Below are 21,082 nucleotides of genomic sequence, written 5' to 3'. Positions count from 1 at the left end.
CGCTTCGAGGGGGCGTCTGCAGCGATCGGCCATTTCATCCGCATGGTCCACGAGGGCCGGATGACAAAAGACGAAGGCTGGGAAGGCATCTGCGGCTACAACGCCGCGATGCTGCGACCGCAGTGGCCGGTCGAACGACTCAAGCGCGAGTCCGAGCGGCTCTGGGAGCGGCATGTCGAGAAATACGGACCGCCGGTTATCCGATTGGACTCCGGCGCACCGGGGCCAGTCGAGATGCCCGCTTTCACCCTCGGCGCGCTGCTGGACGACCAGAGCCCCATGCCGGAGGACATCATCGCGCCGCGCGTGCTGACGCCGGGCGGGCTCTTGGTGCTGGGCGGTGCGCCCAAGGTGGGCAAGAGCGATCTGCTGATTTCCTGGCTCGTCCACATGGCTGCGGGCGTGCCGTTCCTCGGCTTCACGCCGCCGCGGCCGCTGCGGATCTTCTATCTGCAGGCCGAGATCCAGTATCACTATCTGCGAGAGCGGCTAAAGCAGATCGCCCTCCCGCCAGAGGTCCTCGCCGCCGCGCGCGATACCTTCGTCGCCACGCCCAAGCTGAAGATGCTGCTCGACAATGAGGGCAGCGTCCGCGTGGCGCGCGCTGTCCAGACCGCCTTCCCGGAGGCGCCGCCCGACATCCTCTGCGTCGATCCGATCCGGAACCTCTTCGACGGCGGGCCCGATGGCGGCGGCGAGAATGACAACACAGCCATGATGTTTTTCCTGAAGGAACGGGTCGAGGTCCTGCGCGACCATATTGACCCCGACTGCGGGGTTATCCTGATCCATCACACCAAGAAGCTCAGCAAGCAGCAGGTAAAGGATGATCCCTTCCTCGCGCTCTCCGGCGCCAGCGCGCTGCGCGGGTTTTACACTTCCGGCCTGATCCTGCACCGGCCCGACGAGGATTGCTCACAGCGCAAACTGGAGATCGAGCTGCGCAATGGCCCCGCGCTGCCGCCAAAGGTGATCGACAAGGTCGGCGGCCAATGGGTCGAGATCAACCCGATGAACGAGCGTCTGGTGCGCCAGGACGTCGGCGCGAAGCACGATGCGGAGCGGGATCGCAAGGGCGAGGTGATCTGCGGCCTGCTTTATGAAGAGGCCCTTCAGGGTCGGATGTACACGATGACCCATTTCGCTGAGACCTTCGAGAACACAGGGGGGCTCGGTGGGCAATCGATCATCCGCGAACGGCTGAACGTGCTGACCACGAAAGGGTACGTGAAGTTCGTTCGCGGGGCCGCTGCGGCGGCGCTGGATCTCGCGACCGAGCGGAGCAAATACGGCTATCTCTGCGTCGAGACCATGCGTCTTGCAACCAGCCGGGAGCATGTCGATCCAGGCACCGGAGAGGTCACACCGGAGCTGATCGATGTTTTGCCCAGCCATTACAAATGCCCGCAGACCGGTGCGGTCCTGCCCGTCGAAAACCCCTCCGTCTGGGTCTATCGCGATGTGGATGACGCATGATGAAACACGCAGTTTTGCTTCCCGAAATCTGGCCCCACGGCTCCGAAATCTGGCCAGATTTTGCAAAATCTGAAATCCTGCTGAAATCTGGAATCTGGCTTTTTCCATTTGGTTTCAGGGATTTGGGAGGTCCTTTCCAGATTTCGGAAGGGTGTTTCCGAAATCTGCTCCCCAATCTGGATTTGGCTAACAAAATCAGTGAACTACGCCAGATTTCAGATTTCAGAAAAGTCCCCCCTAAAGGGGTAGGTGTCCTCCCCGCTACAGGCGGGGAGAACCACCACCTACCCCTGGGCGATTTCTCGGGTCGCAGTCTGACCCGTTCCACCCCTCGAGCAGCCAATCACAAAAGGAGAAAGCCCATGGCGGACCAGACCATGACCAACCCCAATCAGAACGCCGTCCGAAATGTGCCGCCCGCGTTTACCGGCCAGCGCACATTGCTGGCGCTCGATCTTGGCACAACCACGGGCTGGGCGCTGCATGGCGCTGACGGGCTGATTACCAGCGGCACAGCATCGTTCCGCAATGGCCGGTTCGATGGTGGTGGGATGCGATACCTGCGCTTCACGAACTGGCTGGGAGAGTTGGAGCGGTTGTCCGGGCCTATCGCTGCCATCTGGTTCGAGGAGGTCCGTCGCCACGTGGGCACTGACGCAGCCCACGTCTATGGAGGTCTGATGGCGACGCTGACGGCATGGGCCGAGTTGCGCGGCGTCCCTTACCAGGGCGTTCCTGTCGGTACGATCAAGCGTCACGCCGCCGGCAAGGGCAACGCAAACAAGGCCGCCATGATCGCCGCCGCCCGGGCGCGCGGGTTCAGCCCAGTTGATGACAATGAGGCCGATGCCATCGCGATCCTGCTTTGGGCCATTGAAACCCACGGAGGTGTGCAATGACTGGCATGCGCTTCACACCCAAGGGCTATGGCGGCCATCGTCGCCAGCCCGATGAGGTCAAACGCGACGGCTGGAAAGAGCAAGGCCTGCTTGCCGTCGCCATTGACGATGACCGGCTGACCTGGCCCGAGCGCGAATTGGTGCGGCAGCTTGGCGAGCGTCTCTACGGCAAACTGGAACGGGAGGCACGTCATGGGTGATTGGACAACCACACGGGTGGAGGACCGGCTGGAGAGCGCGGCCGACGTCTTCCGCACCTTGCCCGGCGTCATGCCGCAGGGCTTCTTCAACGCCTGGCCCGAGTATTTCCACAGCTTCGCGGACAAGGTTGGTCAGGAGCCGCAGATGCGGCAGCCCCGGCCGGGTCCGCGCCAGATCTCTGAGGCCGAGGAGGCGTTGCTCTGGCTGCGCTGGCTGGAGCGGGATGATGCCCGGATCGTCTGGCTGCGTGCCGAGCGCACGGCGTGGAAACCGATCTGCTGGGAAATGGGGCTCAGCCGGACGGCCGCGACCAAACGCTGGCAGTTCGGTCTCGCGGTAATCACCTGGCGTCTGCATGGGCGTGTGCCTCCGGCCCGGCGTTCGCAGCAATTCGTCATTAAAAACGCCAATCACCTGTCAAGAAAAATCGTCCTGTGAGGAAATTTTCCGGTGTACATCGCAGGGCCTTACACATTCCGAGAATGACGCTAGAAATTGGATATACTCGGGAGAGGCGCGTGCGGGACAGCCCGCACCGCTGGCTTCCGGGGGCCAACCAAGGGTCCAGGTGGGGTCCAAGCGGCTAACCCACTGACTTTACGGGTCCTTCCTGGCCATAAACGTATACGGGAGGGCGCAGCGCGCAATATCGCCAGCGTCAGGGTCGATTTTTTGGGAAGCCACCCCGGAATCCGGAGTCCGGCGGAGGATGAAAAAAGACCAACAAACGCTGGCCTTCGGGCCGGACACCCGGGCTGCTGCTGGACTCCGCCTGGAATCCAGCGCGGCATCCGGCGTCCGGAATCCGGCCAGCATCCAACACACATGGGAAACCACTCGCCCATGATGCCGCGGGAAGACCGCAAGTTCGCGAGCCGATCGAGGGAGCGCGCATGACGCAGTCGCGCCACATGTCGCTGACCGAGATGATCACCAATCTCGCGATTGGCCACAAGCTGGCGGTGGTCACGCAGATTATCGTGTTCCATGGTTCGGATTGCACCCAATCCTTGGCCAAGACCCGGCGCTGAGCGTGATCTTCACCGCGATTCCCTTAGTTCGAAGCTGCGCTGTGCACAGGTTGCTCGAGTCAATGGCAGGGTGAGGCGAGACAGGTTTGCGTCACACTGCAGACGGTTGCATGCGCACTGCTCTGCTGGGCTGAGATCACGCTCAGCATTGTCTATCTCGACGGTCGGGCGGCGACGGAGTGCGCAGCCCGGACAACGGAGACTGGATGTCAGAGCTTGTGTGATAGGGCTCTCTGAGTTTCAGAGAGCCACGTGAAACCGAAGCCGCCAGGCGCATTTGCGCTGGGCGTTTTTTCACGTCTGTCACACAAGACTTCCATGAATATCTCAAGAAACGAACAACGTGCGCTGCACGTTCTGGCTCTTGGCGGCCGCATCCTGCACGAGCGGGAGCATGGCCCCAAGATCACCTCTGTAATCTGCGTTACGCGCGAAGGGATGATCCTGTCCGACCTCGACATGACCATCTTCAACAAGCTCAAGCGCAAGCGGCTGATCGAATCCCGCTGCGGCGGTGCCTATCGCATCTCGAAACGCGGTCGCCTTGACGCCAAGTCCCGCCGCCCGCATCACCCGTGCTATCTTCTTGTGATTGATTACAAGTCTGCGGCGACGGAGCTCGTGGGTCACGCGGCGGTAACCTTAGCAGGACAGCTCGTCCTGAATGTCTTCGATGATGACCGTGAGTTCGGCGTCGGTCAGCCCTTCGGCCTTGGCGACCGCGCGGTAATGGTAGGTGCTGCTTGGCAGGTTCATGGCTGCGCAACCCCGTCTGATGGAGCAGGCCCGGGGCCGCTGATGACGCAACGTCTCTCGCTGCCGCTCGCGGTCGGCACCCGTGGTGTTTTTTTGGCAAGATCCGGCTCCATCGTCAGCTGGCCCACCTTGCGCTCGAGCGCCGCGAAGCGGACCTCATACTCGGCGATGACGCTGGCTTCGGCCTCCTCGTCCGTCAGCTCGCCGCGGTCGAACTGGGTCAGCCACAACTGGATGAGGTTGGCCGAGATATTATGGCTGCGTTGCGCATCGCGCCGACCGATGACGCCCGCCGGGATGTCTTGGCAGAGCTGCAGCTTGAATGGTGTCGAATGGCGACGGTAGGGACCTCGTGACGTCATGAGCCTTCTCCAAGCAAGGCCCGTTCAGCGTATCAGATATTCAGGGACCCGTGGTCCAGCCCGAGGGGTTCACTCCAAACCCGGGTAAGTTCTCAGTGGCAATCAACAGCCTTAGAGTCCGATTCAATATGTGTTGAGTGATTTCATGCTCTTGCGAGGAGGCGTGTCATGCGCCTGATATGTGCGATCAAGACCCAGGCCTCTGCGCTTTCGATGGTTTTCTCCCAATCTCTTGCCAGACGACGGCAGCGGCCAAGCCACGCGAAGGTGCGCTCGACAACCCATCTTCGCGGCAGCACCTCGAAGCCTTTGGCGGTGTCGGATCGTTTGATGATCTGCAGCGTCCAGCGTCCGAGGCTGACAATGGCGCCCCGCAGCTTCGGCCCGGCATAGCCACCATCGGCGAATATGTGACGCATTTTCGGGGCCTCGCAGCAGAGCTTGGCGAAGACGCCGGGTGCACCGTCACGATCCTGAATATTGGCCGTATGAACCGAGCATGCGATCAGGTTGCCGCATGTGTCGGTGATGATGTGGCGCTTTCGCCCCTTGATCCTCTTGCCAGCATCAAACCCGGAAAGAGACGTGTTTTCAGAGGTCTTTACGCTCTGGCTATCAATCACGCCAGCTGTCGGCTGGGCATCCCGTCCTGCTGCGTGACGCGCCGCCGCGACCAGTTTGCGGTTAATCTCGGCAAGCAGGCCATCGTCGCGCCAACGATAGAAATAATAGCGCACCGTCGATACCGGCGGGAAGTCCTTCGGCAGAAGCGACCATGCGCATCCCGCCGCAGCGATATACTGAACCGCGTTCCAGATGCGGCGCAATTCCACCTGTCGCGGGCGACCAAGGTGGTTGGGGCCTGGCAGCAGCGGGCAAACGATTGCCCATTCTTCCGCCGTTAAATCGCTTGGATAGCGCTCTGTCTTCCGCATATGCTGTGCGCGGGTGAATTCGGTCCAGGCCATCGTGATCTCCGTTATGTTTCGCAACCGAACAGAATCACAACCTGCTGAATTCACTCAACTCATTTCCGATCAGCCTCTTAGACCTTCTTCCTTCGGTAGAACGTCGCCTGACCGACTCCGATCTTGCCGCAGACCTCTTCAACGGATATCCTCGCCTCGGCCTGTTGCAAGGCAGAGGCGATCTGCTGATCGTGGACTTCTTCATCTGCTACGGCCCCTCCTAGATGGCCCATCGTAGCCGGAAAATTCTCACTTAGATTGGTCCAACATTCAGGGAGGGAACCAGAAGCGTCAAGTTTGCGCTATCCTCCGAAGCTTTCGTGCAGCTCCAGCACCTTCTGCGCCTGCTTGAGATGGGGGATGTCGAGCATCCGGCCGTGCATCCCCACGGTCCCGGCATTGCCCGCTTGCGCGAAAGCCGCGACGATGCTGCGGGCCTCGTTGACCTCGTCTGTCGCCGGCATGAAACTCTCGTTGATGCCGTCGACCTGTGCCGGATGGATGGCGAAGCGGCCGTTGAACCCTTCGCGCCGCGCTTCGACGCAGCTGCGCCGCAGCCCCGCGTCATCGCTGAAATCGACATAAAGGGTCTCGATCGCCTGCACATTCGCGGCCTTTGCCGCCAACAGGCACTGGCTGCGGACCATTTTGTAGGTAAAGGCCCAGTTGCCGTCGGGCGCCATGTTGGTTGCAGCGCCGATCGCGCTGCTCAGATCCTCGGCGCCCCACGTCATGCCCCAGAGTCGCGGCAGCGCCGCTTCGCGGTACGCACCCAGCGTGAAGGGCGCCGCGGCGGTTTCCGTCACCACGGGCAGGATACCGATCCGATCATCTGTCAGCCCCGCTCGGCGGGCGAGCGCGTCGATGTAGCGCGAAGCCGTCTCTACATCCCCGGGTCCCTCGCACTTGGGCAGAAGAATCCCCTTCAGGGCCGGTCCGACCACCGCGCAGAGATCCTCGAGCGCATACTCGGTATTCAGCGGATTGATGCGCACCCAAAGGGCGCCGCGATACGAGGACGGATGCGCAGCGAGCAGCTCGGCCAGGGCCGCACGGGCCGCGGATTTTCGCTCCGGCATGACGGAATCCTCTAGATCAAGAACTAGGGCGTCGGCCGCGGTTTCCAACCCCTTGGCGATTTTCTTTTCGCTGTCGGCGGGAACGAAAAGTAGCGATCTCATGGGTTTATCTGCCCGGTCGGGCGTCGAAATGTCGGGCATGTCCAGCTCCTTCTCCGTTTCATGCAGAAACAACTTTACAGCCTTCGCCAACAAATGCAAGAAAAGGTCAGTCCAATTAAATCGGGACGAATCGAGCTGCTTCCCAGGCTAGGTGGGGCGCTTTGCTCGGACAGACGCACACGCTGACCTTTGGGAGGAAACACTGTGCAATCGACCGGAATTGCCCCTACCCCGGGGCAGCAGACTCTGATGCGACGGCCGCTGGACGGCGTGACCGTAATCGACCTGGGGCAGATCTACAACGGGCCCTATGCCACATTCCTGATGGCGATGGCCGGGGCCAAGGTCATCAAGATCGAGCCGCCCGAGGGCGAGAAGATGCGTCGCAGGGGGGCGGTCGGCGGCGCCATGCTGCCGTTCGCCATGCTGAACTCCAACAAGCAGTTCGTCACGCTCAACCTCAAATCGCCCGTCGGCCTCGCGCTGCTGCACCGCATGGTGGCCAAGGCCGATATAGTTCTGGAGAATTTTGCCCCCGGCACGATGGATCGGCTGGGCGCGGGCTACGAGACCTTGCGTGCGCTGAATCCGCGGCTCATCTATGCTGCAGGCACGGGGTATGGTTCTTACGGGCCGAACCGCGACATGCTGGCTATGGATCTGACCGTGCAGGCCATGGCCGGGGTCATGGCCTCGACCGGCTTTCCCGACCGCCCCCCTGTCAAGGCGGGGCCGGCGCTTTGCGACTTTTTCGGCGGGATTCATCTCTATGGCGCTGTGATGACCGCGCTAGTCCGGCGTGAGCGCACCGGCGAGGGATCGCAGGTAGAGGTGTCGATGCTCGAGTCGGTCTATCCCGCACTCAGCTCGACCCTCGGGCTCTATTATGGCTTGGGCGGGGAGAATCCGCCGCGCACCGGTAACCGTCACGGCGGCATGGCCGAGGCGCCGTATAACGTCTACCCCTGCAGCGATGGCTGGGTCGCCATGCTCTGCGTCAGCGACAAGCATTGGGAAGGCCTGGCGGCCGCCATGGGGCGCCCCGACATGCTGCGCGATCCGCGGTTCGTGGACCTGCAAGCGCGGGTCAACAACATCGACGCGCTGGACACGCTCATTGGCGAGTGGACGGGATCGCTGACCAAAGATGCGCTGGTCGCCGTGCTGCGCGCGCAGCGCATCCCCTACGCCCCGGTGCGTGAAATCGATGAAGTGGTGAATGACGCGCACATGCATGCGCGCGGCACGCTGCGGAGAGTCGACCATCCGGATCTGGGAACTGTAGTGCTGCCGGCCGGACCGATGATCTTTCCCGGCAGCGAAGGGGTGGAGTTGGTCCCGAGCAAGGGACTCGGCGCGGATAACGCTGTGGTCTACGGCGACTGGCTGGGCGTCAGTCCCGAGGAACTTGTCGCGTTGGTCGAACAGGGCGTCATCTGAGGGTTCCAACCGCGGGGAACGTGCCTGAACGCGCCGCCGACCACGCGTTCGAAGCGTGACAGATTTGCAGAGGACATGACGATGAATTTCGAAGTCACCGAGGAACAGAAGGCCATTCGCGAGGGCGTCGCGGCTGTCGCCAAGCAATTCGACGACCATTACTGGGGCCGCAAGGAAGCCGAAGAATCCTTCCCATTCGAGTTCCACCGCGCCATGGCCGAGGGCGGCTGGCTGGGCATCACCATGCCTGAGGAGTACGGCGGCGCTGGGCTGGGGGTCACCGAGGCCTCGATTATGATGAACGAGGTTGCACGCCACGGCGGTGGCTCTGCCGCGATCTCGACCATTCACATCAACTTGTTCGGCCCACATCCGATCGTTGTCTTCGGCAACAGCGACCAGAAAAGCGAATGGATACCCCGTCTGGTCAGCGGCAAGGACCAGGTCTGTTTCGGCGTGACCGAGCCCGATGCCGGGCTGGACACGACCCGCATCAAGACCTTTGCGCGCAAGGTCGACGGCGGTTACATCATCAACGGGCGCAAGCTGTGGACCTCGACCGCGCAGGTGGCGACCAAGATCCTGATCCTGGCGCGTACCACGCCGATCGAGGAATGCCGCAAGCCCACGGACGGGATGACGATCTTCTACACCGATCTCGACCGCTCGAAGATCGAGGTGCGCAAGATCCCCAAGATGGGCCGTGCGGCGGTCGATTCCAACGCAACCTTCATCGACGAGTACTTCGTCCCCGACGCGCACCGGATCGGCGAAGAGGGCAAGGGCTTCTCGTACCTGTTGCACAGCCTAAACCCCGAGCGTATCTTGGTCGCGGCCGAGGCAATCGGCATGGGGCATGATGCGCTGGGGCGGGCGGCACGCTATGCCACCGAGCGCGTGGTCTTCGGACGCCAGATCGGCCAAAACCAAGGCATCCAGCACCCGCTGGCGGAAAGCTGGATCGAGCTTGAGGCTGCGGACGCTATCACCATGAAGGCCGCTTGGCTTTATGATGCCGGCATGTCCTGCGGGGCCGAGGCCAATGCCGCCAAGTTCTTAGCCGCGCGGGCAGCCTTTACCGCCTGCGAGCGGGCTGTACTGACCCATGGCGGGCTGGGCTATTCGAAGGAATACCAGGTCGAGCGCCTGATGCGCGAGGTGATGGTGTTCCGCATCGCACCGGTGACCGAGCAGCTGATCCTGTCCTTCGTCGCCGAAAAGGTTCTGGGCCAGAAGAAGAGCTACTGAGCCGCGACCTCCGGCCGCGCGACCGAAGCTGTCGCGCGGTCTCTCCGTAGTCCAAGGAACCAGAATGCGATGGTCGACAGCGGGTCCGCCTCCCAAGAGCGCGCGAATTTCGTGGCCGCCTTTCTAGTCGGGTTCGTGGCCTTTTCTCTGCTGTATTCGCCTCAACCTATCCTGCATATCTTCACCCAGCGTTTTGGGGTACCGCCGCATGTGAGCGCGCTGGCGATCTCGTTGCCCACCACGTGCCTAGCAGTGTCCTCGATCCTGATGATCGGGCTGCACGGACGGGTGCCGCTGGCGCGGCTGGTGCCGCCGGCAATCCTGATAGCGGCCCTAGCCGGCATGGTCTCGGCGTTGGCCTCGTCCTGGTGGCTGGTGATCCTTGCGCGGGGCGTGGTGGGTGTGGCGATCGGCGTCGTACCGGCCTCGGTTATGGCATTTCTGGGCAGTACCATCGCGCCCGAACGGATGGGCCGTGCAATGTCCTGGTACATTGCCGGTTGCGGGTCTGGAGGGGTGATCGGACGGCTGGCCTCGGGGCTCCTGACCGAGGCACAGGGCTATCAGGCCGCGCTCGGCGCGGTTGCGGTGGCGACCTTCGCGGTCGGTCTGTACCTGCTGTTCCGATTTCCCCGCGAGACGCGCGAACTGCGCGCAGCCCGACCAGCCGAAACCCTGCCTGCGCGGTTGATCGGTGCCGCCCGGGCGCCGGGCGCGGGGCCGATCTACCTCTTGTCTTTCCTATTGATGAGCAGCTTCGTCGGTATCTTCAACTATCTCTCCTACTTACTTTCCTCGCCCCGGTTCGGTCTCTCCGAGGCGGGTCTCAGCCTGGGCTTCATGCCGCTCGCGATCGGTACCGTGGCAGTGCCCATCTTCGGGCGGCTTTTCGACCGGCTGGGGCCGCGCGCCATGCTGAGTTTCTCGTTCTTGATGGTGCTCTGCGGTGCGCTGCTGACCGCAACGCCCGCGCTGGCCGGTGTTTTCGTGGGCATTACCGCGCTCGCCCTCGGCGCTTTCAGCGGCCACAGTTCAGCCAGTGCCACACTTGCACGGCTGCCCGGGGTCGAGACCTCCTATGCCTCTTCTATCTACATGTTCACCTTCTACATGGGCGCGAGCCTGACCGGGCCGCTGGTCGGCTTCGCATTTCACATCGGCGGGTGGAGCGCGGTCGTGGGTTTCACCTTGATCCTGGGCCTGACGGGGTTGGCGGTCACGCTGCGCTTCGTTGCCCGCAATCCGGGCCCTAGCTGACCCCGCCAGCAACTGCGAACAATTCAAGGACCTGCCATGACGCTGATCTCGACCCCGGACCACAGGCCCCGCCCGTTGAATGCCAAGGCACTGGATGCGTTGCTGGCGGGCGCACGAGAGATTTATGTCTCGGGTTGTTCGGCCGCGATCCCCGACCTGCCGGCGCTCTTGGGACCCGCCACCCGGCGAACAACCGTGACAGGCATCTTCAGCCCGATCTTGAACACCGATTCTCTCGCCGACCCAGAGCTGGAGCGGCGCTGTCGGACATTCTTTTTGAACCCCGCGCTACGGCGAGACTTGGCCCGCGGCCTAGTCGATTTCTGCCCCTGGAGCTATTCAGCGATCGCGCGCTGGCTCGCTGCGCCTGGCCGGTTCGACACGGCGCTGGTCATGGTCTCGCCGCCCGATGACGACAACCTGTGCAGCTTCGGCACCCAGCACGATTTCTTGCCCGATTTCCTCGATCGCATCCCGCGCGTCATCGGCATCGTCAACCCGAACATGCCCCGCACTATGGGCAGCCCGGGCATCCCGGTCGAGCGCTTCGCGGCGCTTCTGCAGACCGAGTCCGCGATCCCCGAATACCGACCGGACGAGGGCGCGGCCAATGCTCTCGGCACCGCCATCGCGCAGCATGTGGCGGGCCTAATTCCCGATGGCGCCACGGTGCAGTTGGGGATCGGCCGCGCTTCGCAGGGGGTCACGCAGGCGTTGGGCGGGCATCGACGGATCCGGCTGCATACTGGTCTGATCGACGACAACCTGGTCAAGCTGGAACGTGCCGGCGCGCTGGATCCGCAGGCGCCCATCGTGACCGGCGTGGCGATGGGGACGCGCGATCTCTACGACCTGATCGACGGCAATCCCCGGTTCCGGTTTCTCAGCGCGAGCCGTACCCATGCGCTGCAGGTGCTCGCCCAGCTTCCAGTTTTCATCGCCGTGAATTCGGCCCTGCAGGTTGATCTTTTTGGGCAGATCAATTCCGAGGGCAGCGAGGGTCGCGTCTTGGCCAGCCCAGGCGGCCTGCCCGAGTTCGTGCGCGGCGCGCGCCAGAGCCCGGGCGGCCTAAGCATCTTCGCGCTGCGAGCCAAGCCCGGCCGGCAAGGGGCGGGGGGGATCGTGCCTCGGATTGCCGAGCCTGGCCTAGTCACGGCGGCGGCGCATGACGTGGATGTAGTTGCGACCGAGAACGGCATCGCCGATCTGCGCGGGCTCTCGCTCGACGGTCGGGCCGAGGCGCTGATTGCGGTCGCCGATCCTGCCGTGCAGCCCGAGCTTGTGCGCGGCTGGGCGCAGGTTCGGGCGGCGGCATTCGGCTGAGCCCGCGCGCCCGCTACAGTTGCGACGAATGGGAGGACCATCATGAAAGAACGTCAGTTGAAGGATCTGCAGGGACGTGTTGCCGTCGTGTCAGGCGGCGCCAGCGGGATCGGCCTGGCAACGGCCGAGGAACTGGCGCAGCGCGGTGCCGCGGTGGCGCTTTGCGATATCCACGCCGCCAAGGCGCGCGACAGCGCCGCCGCGCTGAGAGGCAGGGGTCTGCGGGCTGAGGGCTATGCGCTGGATGTGGCCGACCGCGCCGCCTGCCAGGCCGTCGTCGGCCAGATCCGCGACGCGCTGGGGCCGGTCCGCATCCTAGTCAACAACGCTGCGGTGGCGGGGACGGCCCGGCTGGGCGATGACGAGGGCCCCGAGCAATGGGACCGCGCGATGGCCGTAAATCTGACAGGCATGTACAATCTCAGCACCGCCTGTCTGGCGGATCTGAAAGAGACCCGCGGCGCGGTGGTGAACATCACCTCGGTGGTGGCCTTCACCTCAGGCTTCGCGCAGGCGGGCTATGCGGCCTCGAAGGGCGGGGTCCGCTCGCTCACCCAAGCGATGTGCCGCGAGTTGTCGCGCTTTGGAATCCGCGTCAATGCCGTGGCACCGGGCTATATCGCCACGCCCATGACCGAAAGCCATGCCGCGAAATTCGAGGATTGGCTGCGGTTCCATTGCCCTATGCGGCGCTTCGGCCGACCCGAGGAATTGGCCCGTGCCATCGCCTTCCTGTGCTCGGACGAGGCCAGCTTCATCACCGGAACGACTCTACCAGTCGATGGCGGCTACCTCGCCGTCTAAGCTCTCTTGGGGTGTTCAGGTCGGTCAGCGTAGGATGCGGCTGGTCTGCGAGCGGGTCGGATCCAGCCGCTCGCCATACGACGTCACATGCCGCGTCATCCGTCGCCGCGCCGCGTCGACGTCGCCTTCGGCGATGGCATCGGTGATGCGGCGATGGGCGCGCGCGACGATCGAGCGGATTTCGGGGTCGAATTCCTCGCGCTCAGTGGCCAAGAACAGCGCCGAACTGATCGAGGTCATGAAGGACAGGAACAGCGGGTTGTGGCTGGCCCGGACGACGGCCATATGCCAGTCGATGTTGAGTTGGCTGAAACGGGTGATGTCGGCAATGGTATGGTCGGCCTGGTCGAGGATCTCGTAGTGCCGGGCGATATCCTCGTCGGTTCGCTGCTGCGCCGCTTGGGCGGCGGCCATTGGCTCGATCGCCTCGCGCACCGCCAGCAGGTCAGAGAAACGGATGTCATGGCCCTGAATGAACAGGTCCAGGGAGCGCGAAATCGATTCCCCGTTCGGCGCCTGGACATACGACCCTCCTCGCCGACCGCGCCGGACTTCGATTAGCCCCTTGGCGCCCAGGATCCGGAGCGCCTCGCGCACGGTGGTGCGGCTGACATTGTAGAGGATCATCATGTCGCGTTCGGCCGGCAGCGACTCGCCCACCGCCATGCTGCCCTGCAGGATCTTCGCCTCCAGAACCTCCGCCAGTTCAAGCGAGCGGACACCGCCCTCGAAACGGTGGGGCGTCTCAGCGCTTGAGGCGGTGTGTTCTGGGCGCCTGTCCATTGGGGATATCTGTCTTCTGGGTTTGGCGCAGATCCAAGCCGCGCAATAGGTTGAAGCCGGGCCTGCTAGGGTCCGGGGAAGCGTGGAATGTGGCTGGACCTATGCATCATTCTCATTCGCAGTGCAAGTCAAGGCCGCGAATTGAGTATTCGACAAGCCCGACTTGACAACACGGCGGGGCCTTCTTAATAAGGTACGACCAAATAAATCGGGACGCCCGAGTTGTTTGGCGAGGGAGGTTTGCCATGAAAGTACTCGTACCTGTGAAGCGGGTGATCGACTACAACGTGAAGGTCCGCGTGAAGGCGGATGGTTCTGGGGTCGATCTGGCCAACGTCAAGATGTCGATGAACCCCTTCGACGAGATCGCGGTCGAGGAGGCGATCCGGCTGAAGGAAGAGGGCGTGGCCTCCGAGGTCGTGGCCGTCTCGATCGGCGTCAAGCAGGCGCAGGAGACCTTGCGCACCGCGCTCGCCATGGGCGCCGACCGCGCCATCCTGATCGTCGCCGCCGATGACGTGCACACCGATATCGAGCCCCTGGCCGTCGCCAAGCTCCTCGCCGCCGTGGTGAAGGAAGAAGAGCCGGGTCTGGTTCTGGCCGGCAAGCAGGCGATCGACAACGACATGAACGCCACCGGCCAGATGCTCTCCGCGCTGCTGGGATGGTCACAGGCGACCTTCGCCTCGGAAGTGACGATCGAAGGGGATCACGCGCTGGTCACCCGTGAAGTGGACGGCGGGCTGCAGACGATCAAGGCGAAGATGCCCTGCATCGTGACCGTCGACCTGCGCCTGAACGAGCCGCGCTATGCGAGCCTTCCCAACATCATGAAGGCGAAGAAGAAGCCGCTCGATGAAAAGACGCCCGATGACTACGGCGTCGACGTTTCGCCGCGCCTGAGCATCGTCAAGACCGCCGAGCCGCCGACGCGCAAGGCCGGGGTCAAGGTGGGCTCGGTCGACGAGCTGATCACGAAACTGAAAGACGAAGCGGGGGTGATCTGATGGCTGTTCTTCTTCTGGGCGAGGTCACTGACGGGCATCTGAACCGCGACGCCACGGCCAAGTCGGTCACCGCCGCGAAACAGCTGGGGGATGTCACTGTCCTCTGCGCCGGCGCGCGTGCGAAGGACGCGGCGGCCGAGGCGGCGAAGATCGAAGGCGTCGCCAAGGTGCTCTGCGCCGAGGATGCGAGCCTCGGCCACCGCCTCGCCGAACCGACCGCGGCGCTGATCGTCAGCCTCGCGGGCGACTACAGCCACGTCATGGCCCCGGCGACGACCGACGCCAAGAACGTCATGCCCCGCGTCGCGGCCCTTCTGGACGTCATGGTGATCTCGGATGTCTCGGGCATCGTCGGTGCCGACACGTTCGAGCGGCCGATCTACGCCGGCAACGCGATCCAGACGGTGAAGACGTCGGACAAGGTCAAGGTCGTGACCATCCGCACCTCGACCTTCGACGCCGCCGGCGACGGCGGCTCGGCCGACGTCGGGGAGATCTCGCCCGCCGACAACCCGGGCCTGACCGAATGGGTCGAGGACAAGGTCGCGGCCACCGACCGGCCGGAACTGACCTCGGCCGGCATCGTCGTCTCGGGCGGCCGCGGCATCGGCTCCGAAGAGAACTTCGCGATGATCGAGAAGCTTGCCGACAAGCTGGGCGCCGCGGTGGGCGCCTCGCGCGCGGCGGTCGATTCGGGCTACGCGCCGAATGACTGGCAGGTGGGCCAGACCGGGAAGGTCGTGGCCCCGGACCTCTACATCGCCATCGGCATCTCGGGCGCGATCCAGCACCTGGCGGGGATGAAGGACAGCAAGGTCATCGTCGCCATCAACAAGGACGAGGAAGCCCCGATCTTCCAGGTCGCCGACTACGGCCTCGTGGGAGACCTGTTCCAGATCGTGCCGGAAGTGACTGAGAAATTGTGAGTGAAGGGGGGGAAGAAATCCCACCCTTCGGGCACGAACGGCCGGTCCCGCTTCGGGGACGGCGCGCGGAAAACTGGGCTGAACGGGAGGAGGACCCCATGGCTGGATTGTACTTCGAGGATTTCGAGATCGGCCGCGTGTTCCGGCACGAGATGCGGCGGACCGTGACCGAGGCCGACAATGTCTGGTTCTCGATGATGACCGGCAATCCGGCCGCCATCCATATCGACGAGGATTACTGCCAGAAGCATACCGAATTTGGACAGCGGATTGTCAACAGCGCCTTCACCCTGGGCCTTGTGGTCGGCATGACGGTGGGCGACACGACGCTGGGCACGACGGTTGGAAACCTTGGCTTTGAGGAATGCCGCTTTCCCCGGCCGGTGTTCCACGGCGACACGATCCGGTCCGAGACCGAGGTGCTCGACAAGCGCGAGAGCCGGTCGCGCCCTGGTCAGGGCATCGTGACCTTCCTGCACCGGGGCTACAACCAGCACGGCGATCTAGTTGTCCAATGCAAGCGGCCGGCGCTCATGCTCTGCGCCCCGGCGACCAGCTGACACCTCAGCGCAGCGCGCGGTCGCGCCGAGTCCCGGCGGCGCGCTGTCTTCACCGTCCCCGCGGCCTGGCCACATCCGTTGCGCGGGTTCCAGAGCTGCCCACAGGAGAGGAGCATTCCCATGACCCCGAAGGTCATCATCACTTGCGCCGTCACCGGTGCGATCCATACCCCCACCATGTCGCCCCATCTGCCGATCACGCCGCACCAGATCGCCGATGCCGCCGTCGAGGCTGCCGAGGCCGGCGCCGCCATCATCCATCTGCATGCGCGCAACCCCGAGACCGGCCAGCCTGACCAGACGCCCGAGGCCTTCGAGATCTTCCTGCCGCTGATCAAGCAGCGCAGCGACGCGGTGATCAACCTGACCACCGGTGGATCGCCTTGGCTGCCCGTCGAGGACCGGGTAAAACCAGCCGCACTCTATCGCCCCGAGGTCGCCTCTATGAACATGGGGACAATGAACCTAGGGCTATATCCGATGCTGGGGCGTTACAAGCAGTGGAAATTCCCCTGGGAGCCCGAGATGCTGGAGAATTCGCGCAAGCTGTTCTTCAAGAACACCTTCGCTGATATCGAATACGCGCTGACGACGCTTGCCGAATGCGGGACCCGGTTCGAGTTCGAATGCTATGACACTGCGCATCTCTACACGCTGCGCCATTTCATGGACCGTGGCCTAGTCAAGGCACCGCTGTTCATCCAGACGGTCTTTGGCCTCTTGGGCGGGATCGGTGCCCATCCTGACGATGTCTATCACATGAAGCGTACCGCCGACCGGTTGTTCGGCTCGGACTACGCCTGGTCAGTCCTGGGGGCGGGCCGCAACCAGATGCCGGTCGCCGCCATCGCCGCCTCGATGGGAGGCAATGTCCGCGTCGGGCTGGAAGATTCGCTCTGGGCGGGTCCCGGCCAACTGGCGCAGAGCAATGCCGAACAGGTGCGCAAGGCGCGGCAGATCATCGAGGGTCTGGGGCTGGAGATCGCAAGCCCGACCGAAGCGCGCGAGATCCTCGCCCTGAAGGGCGGCGATCAGGTGGGTTTCTGAGGCATGGCTGCAGGAGAGAACGAGGCATGAATGTCGCAATCACGGGTTGGGCGCATACGCCTTTTGGGCGCCACGAGGACGAAACGCTCGAAAGTCTGATCGTGCGGGTTACCCGCGAGGCCTTGGCCCACGCGGGGATTGACGCGCCCGAGGTGGACGCGGTCTTCCTTGGTCATTTCAACGCCGGTTTCTCGGTCCAGGATTTCACCGCCTCGCTGGTGTTTCAGGCCGATGACGGCTTTCGCTTCAAGCCAGCGACCCGAGTCGAGAACGCCTGCGCCACGGGCTCGGCCGCCGTGGCGCAGGGGGTGGCAGCGATCGAGTCCGGGCAGGCGCGGGTGGTGCTGGTAGTGGGGGCGGAGCAGATGAGCCGCACGCCCGGGCCTGAGATCGGCACCAATTTGCTGCGCGCGTCCTATCTGCCCGAGGATGGCGGCACACCGGCCGGATTCGCTGGCGTCTTCGGTCAGATCGCCGCTCTTTATTTCCAGCGTCACGGGGATCAATCCGACGCGCTGGCCACCATCGCCGCCAAGAATCATCGCAACGGTGTTGGCAATCCCTATGCCCAGATGCGCAAGGACCTAGGCTATGCCTTCTGCCGCGCGGAAAGCGAGGGCAATCCCTTCGTGGCGGGACCGCTGAAGCGGACCGATTGCTCGCTGGTCTCAGACGGGGCAGCGGCACTGGTGCTGATGGCGCCCGGTCCCGCCGCCGAGGCCCCGCGCGCGGTCGCCTTCCGGGCGCGCGCGCATGTGCAGGATTTCCTGCCGATGTCGAAGCGCGACATCACATTGTTCGAGGGCTGCACCCAAGCCTGGCGTCAGGCGCTGGATCAGGCCGGGCTGGGACTTAAGGATCTGTCATTCGTCGAGACCCATGATTGCTTCACCATTGCCGAGCTGATCGAATACGAGGCGATGGGACTCGTGCCCCCCGGTCAGGGCCATGTCGCCGTGACCGAGGGCTGGACCCAGCCCGGCGGTAGGTTGCCGGTCAATCCCTCTGGCGGACTCAAGGCCAAAGGCCATCCCATCGGCGCCACCGGTGTGTCGATGCATGTGATGACGGCGATGCAGCTCTGCGGCGAGGCGGGGGCGATCCAGGTCCCCGGCGCCGTGCTGGGGGGCGTCTTCAACATGGGGGGCACAGCGGTCGCGAATTATGTCAGCCTCCTCGAGCGGCAGAGATAGGAGGTCCCGCATGACCAGGAAGATCCGTATCGGCATCGTGGGCCTACAGCCGGGCGTGAGCTGGGCGGCGCGGGCGCATCTGCCCGCCCTGGCCAGCCTGGCCGACCGCTTTGAGATCGCCGGCGTGGCCAATACCTCACGCGAGAGCGCCGAAGCGGCGGCCAACGCCTGCGGCATTCCCAGGGCCTTCGACGATGTCGCCGACATGGCCGCTTCGCCCGAGATCGATCTCATCTCGGTCACCGTGCGCGTGCCGCACCACTTGGCGCTGGTGCGTGCCGCGGTGACGGGGGGAAAGTCCGTCTATTGCGAATGGCCGCTGGGCAACGGTCTTGCCGAGGCCGAAGAAATGGTGGCCCTGGTGCAAGGCGTCGGCGTGCGGGGCTTCGCGGGAACTCAGGCGCGGGTGGCGCCGGCTGTACAGTACCTAGGCCTGCTACTGCGTGAGGGTTATGTCGGCCGGGTGCTGTCGGTCACCGTAACGGCCTTCGGGCGCAGCTGGGGGCCGACCCACGCCGATGCCCGCAACCGCGGGTATCTTCTGGACAAGGCCAACGGGGCGACCATGCTGACGATTCCGCTTGGGCATACGCTGGCAGGGATCACCCAGGCGCTGGGGCCCTTCACTGAGGTTTCATCGCAGGTAATCAATCGGCGCGGCTCGATCCTGCTGCCCGAGACCGGCGAGACCGTGCCCTTCGACGCGCCCGACCAAGTGCTGATTGCAGGTCTCTTGGGGGGCGAGATCGCGGAGGGCGCACCGATCTCGATCCATTATCGCGGCGGGATGCCCCGCGACAGGGACGGTTTCGTGATGGAGATCAACGGCACAGAGGGCGACCTTCGGCTCTTGGGCCGCCACGGTGGCGTGCAGCAGATCCCCCTTCGGATCGAAGGCGGCCGGGGCGAGGACTGTGGCTTTGCCGCGCTGCCAGTACCCGAGTCGCTGACAGGGCAGGGCTGGCCCGAGGACGTGAACCCCGGCAATGTGGCGCGGATGTATGCCCGCGTGGCTGAGGACCTGGCCACGGGCTCGACCCTGGCCCCTAGTTTCGAGGATGCGCTGCAACTCCACCGGCTGATCGACACGATCGAGCGCGCCTCGCGAAGCGGGCAACGGCTGCCGGTGCCCGAGGGACCGGCAGCTGCACCTTAATGCGGATGGCGCCCGCTACTGGGGGAAATCCGTGGTCGCGCTCAGCGGAGCCCAGGCGGCAAGCTCGTCCGCCTGGGCTTCGAGTTCGGCGCCGATCAGGCGCAGGGCGTCGCTGCCCAGAGCCAGACGGAACGGCGGCGTCTCGCTGGCGACGGCGGTCAGGATCGCTTCGGCGGCGCGGGCCGGATCGCCAGGTTGTGTGCCATGAGTGCGGTCATTTTCCTTGCGACGCGGGCCGGCCGTCAGGTCGTAATCTCCGATCTTCGTCGCGCTCTGCTGCAGCGAGCGCCCGGCAAAATCGGTGCGGAACTGTCCCGGCTCGACCAGCGTGACGGCGATCCCTAGTGGCTCAACTTCCCCGCGCAGCGCATCCGAAAGCCCCTCGAGTGCGAATTTCGTCGCCGAATAATAGCCCGATCCCGGCCGCGCGAAACGGCCGACGATGGACGAGACATTCACTATGTGACCGCTGCGCCGCTGTCGCATCGCGGGCAGAACGGCCTGGATCAGCGCCACGGGGCCGTGGAAATTCGTCTCGAAGAGATCGCGCACCTCGGTCGCGTCGCCCTCTTCCACCGCGGCGCGGTAGCCGTGGCCCGCGTTGTTCACCAGCACATCGATCCGGCCAAACCGCGCCATCGCCGCCGTGACAGTCGCGACGATCTGCGCGGGGTCGCGCACGTCGAGCGACAGACAGAGCACCCGCTCGGGATCTAGCGCGCCGATTTCGCCCAGCCGGGCGGTGTCCCGCGCGGTGGCGACCACCCTGTCGCCGGCCTTGACGACCGCCTTTCCCAGGGCCAGCCCCAGCCCCGAGGAAGAGCCCGTGATCAACCAGGTCCGCATGGTAGCCTCCTCGCCTCTAGTTTTGGTATTACCAAATATCCACTCAAGCATCGCGGGCGCAAGGGTTAAGGCTTTACTAAAAGGACGGACCATATATGGTAGGCAGGTGCAAGGCCCGGGGAGGGGCCGACGCGACGACAAAGCAGGGGAGCGACGCCCGCGCGCCCACCAGTGGACCGGGGAGGGTTTCATGACTGACGACACAGCCGATCTCGGGCGCGATTTCGACCGCGGCGCGCGGATTCTGGAGCGCATCGCCCAGCGGCGGGGCCATGTCTGGCCCTTGCATCACTTGATGGCCGAGCTCGACCCGGGATTTCTCGACATCTTCGACGAGGCCTATATCCACACGCTCGGTTTCGGCGCCGAAACCACACCCGGTTCATTACAGGCCAAGTACCGCGAGCTGATCTGCGCCTGTGCCTGTGCCATGTCTCCCGTCCCGACCGAGGTGACGGCGCATCATCTGGAGCGCGCCTATGCACTTGGCCTAACCGAGAAAGAGGCGATGGAGGGCTTCCACGCCCTGCTGATCCCGGCGGGGGGAATCGCGTTGTCGAATGGGGCGCGGGCCATGCTGGCGGTGCGCGAAGCCGCGCGGAAACAGGGTTGAGGGGC

The 21,082-nt window shown here is 64.2% G+C and carries 21 protein-coding genes and 2 pseudogenes; 18 read left to right on the top strand and 5 right to left on the bottom strand.

Annotated elements, in window-relative coordinates:
* The 6 genes and pseudogenes from HNS34_RS19010 to HNS34_RS18985 all read left to right on the top strand — a co-directional run.
* Positions 1 to 1,476 (top strand): AAA family ATPase (locus tag HNS34_RS19010; RefSeq protein ID WP_172321674.1); only part of this gene is annotated, 1,476 nt, incomplete at its 5' end.
* A 362-nt stretch (positions 1,477 to 1,838) separates the two neighbouring features.
* Positions 1,839 to 2,375 (top strand): hypothetical protein, encoded by a 537-nt coding sequence (locus HNS34_RS19005; RefSeq protein WP_172321673.1) that lies wholly within the window; start codon positions 1,839 to 1,841, stop codon positions 2,373 to 2,375.
* Entirely contained in the window at positions 2,372 to 2,575 is a 204-nt protein-coding gene (locus HNS34_RS19000) for a hypothetical protein (protein ID WP_456236979.1), read from the top strand. Before HNS34_RS19005 ends, HNS34_RS19000 begins: the two co-directional genes overlap by 4 nt.
* A complete protein-coding gene (locus HNS34_RS18995; protein ID WP_172321672.1) occupies positions 2,568 to 3,014 on the top strand; it encodes a DUF6362 family protein in 447 nt (148 codons plus the stop codon). The genes HNS34_RS19000 and HNS34_RS18995 overlap by 8 nt, the downstream gene beginning before the upstream one ends.
* Positions 3,015 to 3,469: 455 nt before the next feature.
* Positions 3,470 to 3,681: pseudogene (locus tag HNS34_RS18990) on the top strand (DUF7220 family protein).
* A gap of 244 nt (positions 3,682 to 3,925) precedes the next feature.
* Positions 3,926 to 4,105: pseudogene (locus tag HNS34_RS18985) on the top strand (YjhX family toxin); the annotation flags it as partial.
* 254 nt (positions 4,106 to 4,359) lie between these two features.
* Here the strand turns inward: HNS34_RS18985 and HNS34_RS18980 are convergent.
* The 3 genes from HNS34_RS18980 to HNS34_RS18970 form a co-directional block, all read right to left on the bottom strand.
* Positions 4,360 to 4,725, bottom strand: coding sequence for a transposase (locus HNS34_RS18980; RefSeq protein ID WP_172321671.1), 366 nt, complete (start codon positions 4,723 to 4,725; stop codon positions 4,360 to 4,362).
* Between the two features lie 143 nt (positions 4,726 to 4,868).
* Positions 4,869 to 5,693, bottom strand: a complete 825-nt coding sequence (locus tag HNS34_RS18975) for an IS5 family transposase (protein WP_172321670.1) — start codon at positions 5,691 to 5,693, stop codon at positions 4,869 to 4,871.
* Positions 5,694 to 5,995: 302 nt separating this feature from the next.
* Complete coding sequence (locus tag HNS34_RS18970; protein WP_172321669.1) at positions 5,996 to 6,913, bottom strand: HpcH/HpaI aldolase/citrate lyase family protein; 918 nt, start codon at positions 6,911 to 6,913, stop codon at positions 5,996 to 5,998.
* A 210-nt stretch (positions 6,914 to 7,123) separates the two neighbouring features.
* Here HNS34_RS18970 and HNS34_RS18965 point away from each other — a divergent pair, with 210 nt between their 5' ends.
* The 5 genes from HNS34_RS18965 (at position 7,124) to HNS34_RS18945 (ending at position 12,946) form a co-directional block, all read left to right on the top strand.
* The gene (locus HNS34_RS18965) at positions 7,124 to 8,314 is read left to right on the top strand and encodes a CaiB/BaiF CoA transferase family protein (RefSeq protein WP_172321668.1); all 1,191 of its coding nucleotides are present in this window, start codon (positions 7,124 to 7,126) and stop codon (positions 8,312 to 8,314) included.
* Between the two features lie 75 nt (positions 8,315 to 8,389).
* Positions 8,390 to 9,562 (top strand): acyl-CoA dehydrogenase family protein, encoded by a 1,173-nt coding sequence (locus HNS34_RS18960; protein WP_328700578.1) that lies wholly within the window; start codon positions 8,390 to 8,392, stop codon positions 9,560 to 9,562.
* Between the two features lie 69 nt (positions 9,563 to 9,631).
* Positions 9,632 to 10,819 carry an MFS transporter gene (locus HNS34_RS18955; RefSeq protein WP_172321667.1) on the top strand — a complete coding sequence of 396 codons (1,188 nt, stop codon included), beginning with the start codon at positions 9,632 to 9,634 and terminating at the stop codon, positions 10,817 to 10,819.
* Positions 10,820 to 10,855: 36 nt separating this feature from the next.
* Positions 10,856 to 12,142, top strand: coding sequence for an acetyl-CoA hydrolase/transferase family protein (locus HNS34_RS18950; RefSeq protein WP_172321666.1), 1,287 nt, complete (start codon positions 10,856 to 10,858; stop codon positions 12,140 to 12,142).
* A gap of 42 nt (positions 12,143 to 12,184) precedes the next feature.
* A complete protein-coding gene (locus tag HNS34_RS18945) occupies positions 12,185 to 12,946 on the top strand; it encodes an SDR family NAD(P)-dependent oxidoreductase (RefSeq protein WP_214647542.1) in 762 nt (253 codons plus the stop codon).
* 24 nt (positions 12,947 to 12,970) lie between these two features.
* Here HNS34_RS18945 and HNS34_RS18940 read toward each other — a convergent pair whose 3' ends face one another.
* The gene (locus HNS34_RS18940; protein ID WP_172321665.1) at positions 12,971 to 13,729 is read right to left on the bottom strand and encodes a FadR/GntR family transcriptional regulator; all 759 of its coding nucleotides are present in this window, start codon (positions 13,727 to 13,729) and stop codon (positions 12,971 to 12,973) included.
* Between the two features lie 245 nt (positions 13,730 to 13,974).
* On the opposite strand from HNS34_RS18940, the gene HNS34_RS18935 reads away from it, so the two are divergent.
* The 6 genes from HNS34_RS18935 to HNS34_RS18910 all read left to right on the top strand — a co-directional run bounded on the left by HNS34_RS18935 (position 13,975) and on the right by HNS34_RS18910 (position 19,618).
* A complete protein-coding gene (locus HNS34_RS18935; RefSeq protein WP_172321664.1) occupies positions 13,975 to 14,736 on the top strand; it encodes an electron transfer flavoprotein subunit beta/FixA family protein in 762 nt (253 codons plus the stop codon).
* Positions 14,736 to 15,662 (top strand): electron transfer flavoprotein subunit alpha/FixB family protein, encoded by a 927-nt coding sequence (locus HNS34_RS18930; protein WP_172321663.1) that lies wholly within the window; start codon positions 14,736 to 14,738, stop codon positions 15,660 to 15,662. The genes HNS34_RS18935 and HNS34_RS18930 overlap by 1 nt, the downstream gene beginning before the upstream one ends.
* Positions 15,663 to 15,679: 17 nt before the next feature.
* Positions 15,680 to 16,222: a MaoC family dehydratase gene (locus tag HNS34_RS18925; protein ID WP_407925883.1), complete on the top strand. Its 543-nt coding sequence runs from the start codon at positions 15,680 to 15,682 to the stop codon at positions 16,220 to 16,222.
* A gap of 120 nt (positions 16,223 to 16,342) precedes the next feature.
* Entirely contained in the window at positions 16,343 to 17,269 is a 927-nt protein-coding gene (locus HNS34_RS18920; RefSeq protein WP_172321661.1) for a 3,5-dioxohexanoate:acetyl-CoA acetone transferase, read from the top strand.
* A gap of 26 nt (positions 17,270 to 17,295) precedes the next feature.
* Entirely contained in the window at positions 17,296 to 18,462 is a 1,167-nt protein-coding gene (locus HNS34_RS18915; RefSeq protein ID WP_172321660.1) for an acetyl-CoA acetyltransferase, read from the top strand.
* A 10-nt stretch (positions 18,463 to 18,472) separates the two neighbouring features.
* On the top strand, positions 18,473 to 19,618 hold the full coding sequence (locus HNS34_RS18910) for a Gfo/Idh/MocA family protein (protein WP_172321659.1): 1,146 nt from the start codon (positions 18,473 to 18,475) through the stop codon (positions 19,616 to 19,618).
* Positions 19,619 to 19,633: 15 nt separating this feature from the next.
* On the opposite strand, the gene HNS34_RS18905 is transcribed toward HNS34_RS18910, so the two are convergent.
* Positions 19,634 to 20,464: an oxidoreductase gene (locus tag HNS34_RS18905; protein ID WP_172321658.1), complete on the bottom strand. Its 831-nt coding sequence runs from the start codon at positions 20,462 to 20,464 to the stop codon at positions 19,634 to 19,636.
* Between the two features lie 190 nt (positions 20,465 to 20,654).
* Between HNS34_RS18905 and HNS34_RS18900 the strand changes: the two genes are divergently transcribed.
* On the top strand, positions 20,655 to 21,077 hold the full coding sequence (locus HNS34_RS18900; protein WP_172321657.1) for a carboxymuconolactone decarboxylase family protein: 423 nt from the start codon (positions 20,655 to 20,657) through the stop codon (positions 21,075 to 21,077).
* Positions 21,078 to 21,082: the final 5 nt, after the last annotated feature.

Source organism: Alterinioella nitratireducens (assembly GCF_013155465.1).
Lineage (GTDB): Bacteria > Pseudomonadota > Alphaproteobacteria > Rhodobacterales > Rhodobacteraceae > Alterinioella > Alterinioella nitratireducens.
Note: the sequence above shows the minus strand (reverse complement) of the source record. Positions and strands in the feature narration are given on the sequence as shown.

What these genes read in the sequence shown, in the direction of transcription:
- HNS34_RS19005 (WP_172321673.1), top strand. Translation starts at nt 1,839, where the DNA reads ATGGCGGACCAGACCATGACCAACCCCAATCAGAACGCCGTCCGAAAT.
- HNS34_RS19000 (WP_456236979.1), top strand. Translation starts at nt 2,372, where the DNA reads ATGACTGGCATGCGCTTCACACCCAAGGGCTATGGCGGCCATCGTCGC.
- HNS34_RS18995 (WP_172321672.1), top strand. Translation starts at nt 2,568, where the DNA reads ATGGGTGATTGGACAACCACACGGGTGGAGGACCGGCTGGAGAGCGCG.
- HNS34_RS18980 (WP_172321671.1), bottom strand. Translation starts at nt 4,725, where the DNA reads ATGACGTCACGAGGTCCCTACCGTCGCCATTCGACACCATTCAAGCTG.
- HNS34_RS18975 (WP_172321670.1), bottom strand. Translation starts at nt 5,693, where the DNA reads ATGGCCTGGACCGAATTCACCCGCGCACAGCATATGCGGAAGACAGAG.
- HNS34_RS18970 (WP_172321669.1), bottom strand. Translation starts at nt 6,913, where the DNA reads ATGCCCGACATTTCGACGCCCGACCGGGCAGATAAACCCATGAGATCG.
- HNS34_RS18965 (WP_172321668.1), top strand. Translation starts at nt 7,124, where the DNA reads ATGCGACGGCCGCTGGACGGCGTGACCGTAATCGACCTGGGGCAGATC.
- HNS34_RS18960 (WP_328700578.1), top strand. Translation starts at nt 8,390, where the DNA reads ATGACGATGAATTTCGAAGTCACCGAGGAACAGAAGGCCATTCGCGAG.
- HNS34_RS18955 (WP_172321667.1), top strand. Translation starts at nt 9,632, where the DNA reads ATGGTCGACAGCGGGTCCGCCTCCCAAGAGCGCGCGAATTTCGTGGCC.
- HNS34_RS18950 (WP_172321666.1), top strand. Translation starts at nt 10,856, where the DNA reads ATGACGCTGATCTCGACCCCGGACCACAGGCCCCGCCCGTTGAATGCC.
- HNS34_RS18945 (WP_214647542.1), top strand. Translation starts at nt 12,185, where the DNA reads ATGAAAGAACGTCAGTTGAAGGATCTGCAGGGACGTGTTGCCGTCGTG.
- HNS34_RS18940 (WP_172321665.1), bottom strand. Translation starts at nt 13,729, where the DNA reads ATGGACAGGCGCCCAGAACACACCGCCTCAAGCGCTGAGACGCCCCAC.
- HNS34_RS18935 (WP_172321664.1), top strand. Translation starts at nt 13,975, where the DNA reads ATGAAAGTACTCGTACCTGTGAAGCGGGTGATCGACTACAACGTGAAG.
- HNS34_RS18930 (WP_172321663.1), top strand. Translation starts at nt 14,736, where the DNA reads ATGGCTGTTCTTCTTCTGGGCGAGGTCACTGACGGGCATCTGAACCGC.
- HNS34_RS18920 (WP_172321661.1), top strand. Translation starts at nt 16,343, where the DNA reads ATGACCCCGAAGGTCATCATCACTTGCGCCGTCACCGGTGCGATCCAT.
- HNS34_RS18915 (WP_172321660.1), top strand. Translation starts at nt 17,296, where the DNA reads ATGAATGTCGCAATCACGGGTTGGGCGCATACGCCTTTTGGGCGCCAC.
- HNS34_RS18910 (WP_172321659.1), top strand. Translation starts at nt 18,473, where the DNA reads ATGACCAGGAAGATCCGTATCGGCATCGTGGGCCTACAGCCGGGCGTG.
- HNS34_RS18905 (WP_172321658.1), bottom strand. Translation starts at nt 20,464, where the DNA reads ATGCGGACCTGGTTGATCACGGGCTCTTCCTCGGGGCTGGGGCTGGCC.
- HNS34_RS18900 (WP_172321657.1), top strand. Translation starts at nt 20,655, where the DNA reads ATGACTGACGACACAGCCGATCTCGGGCGCGATTTCGACCGCGGCGCG.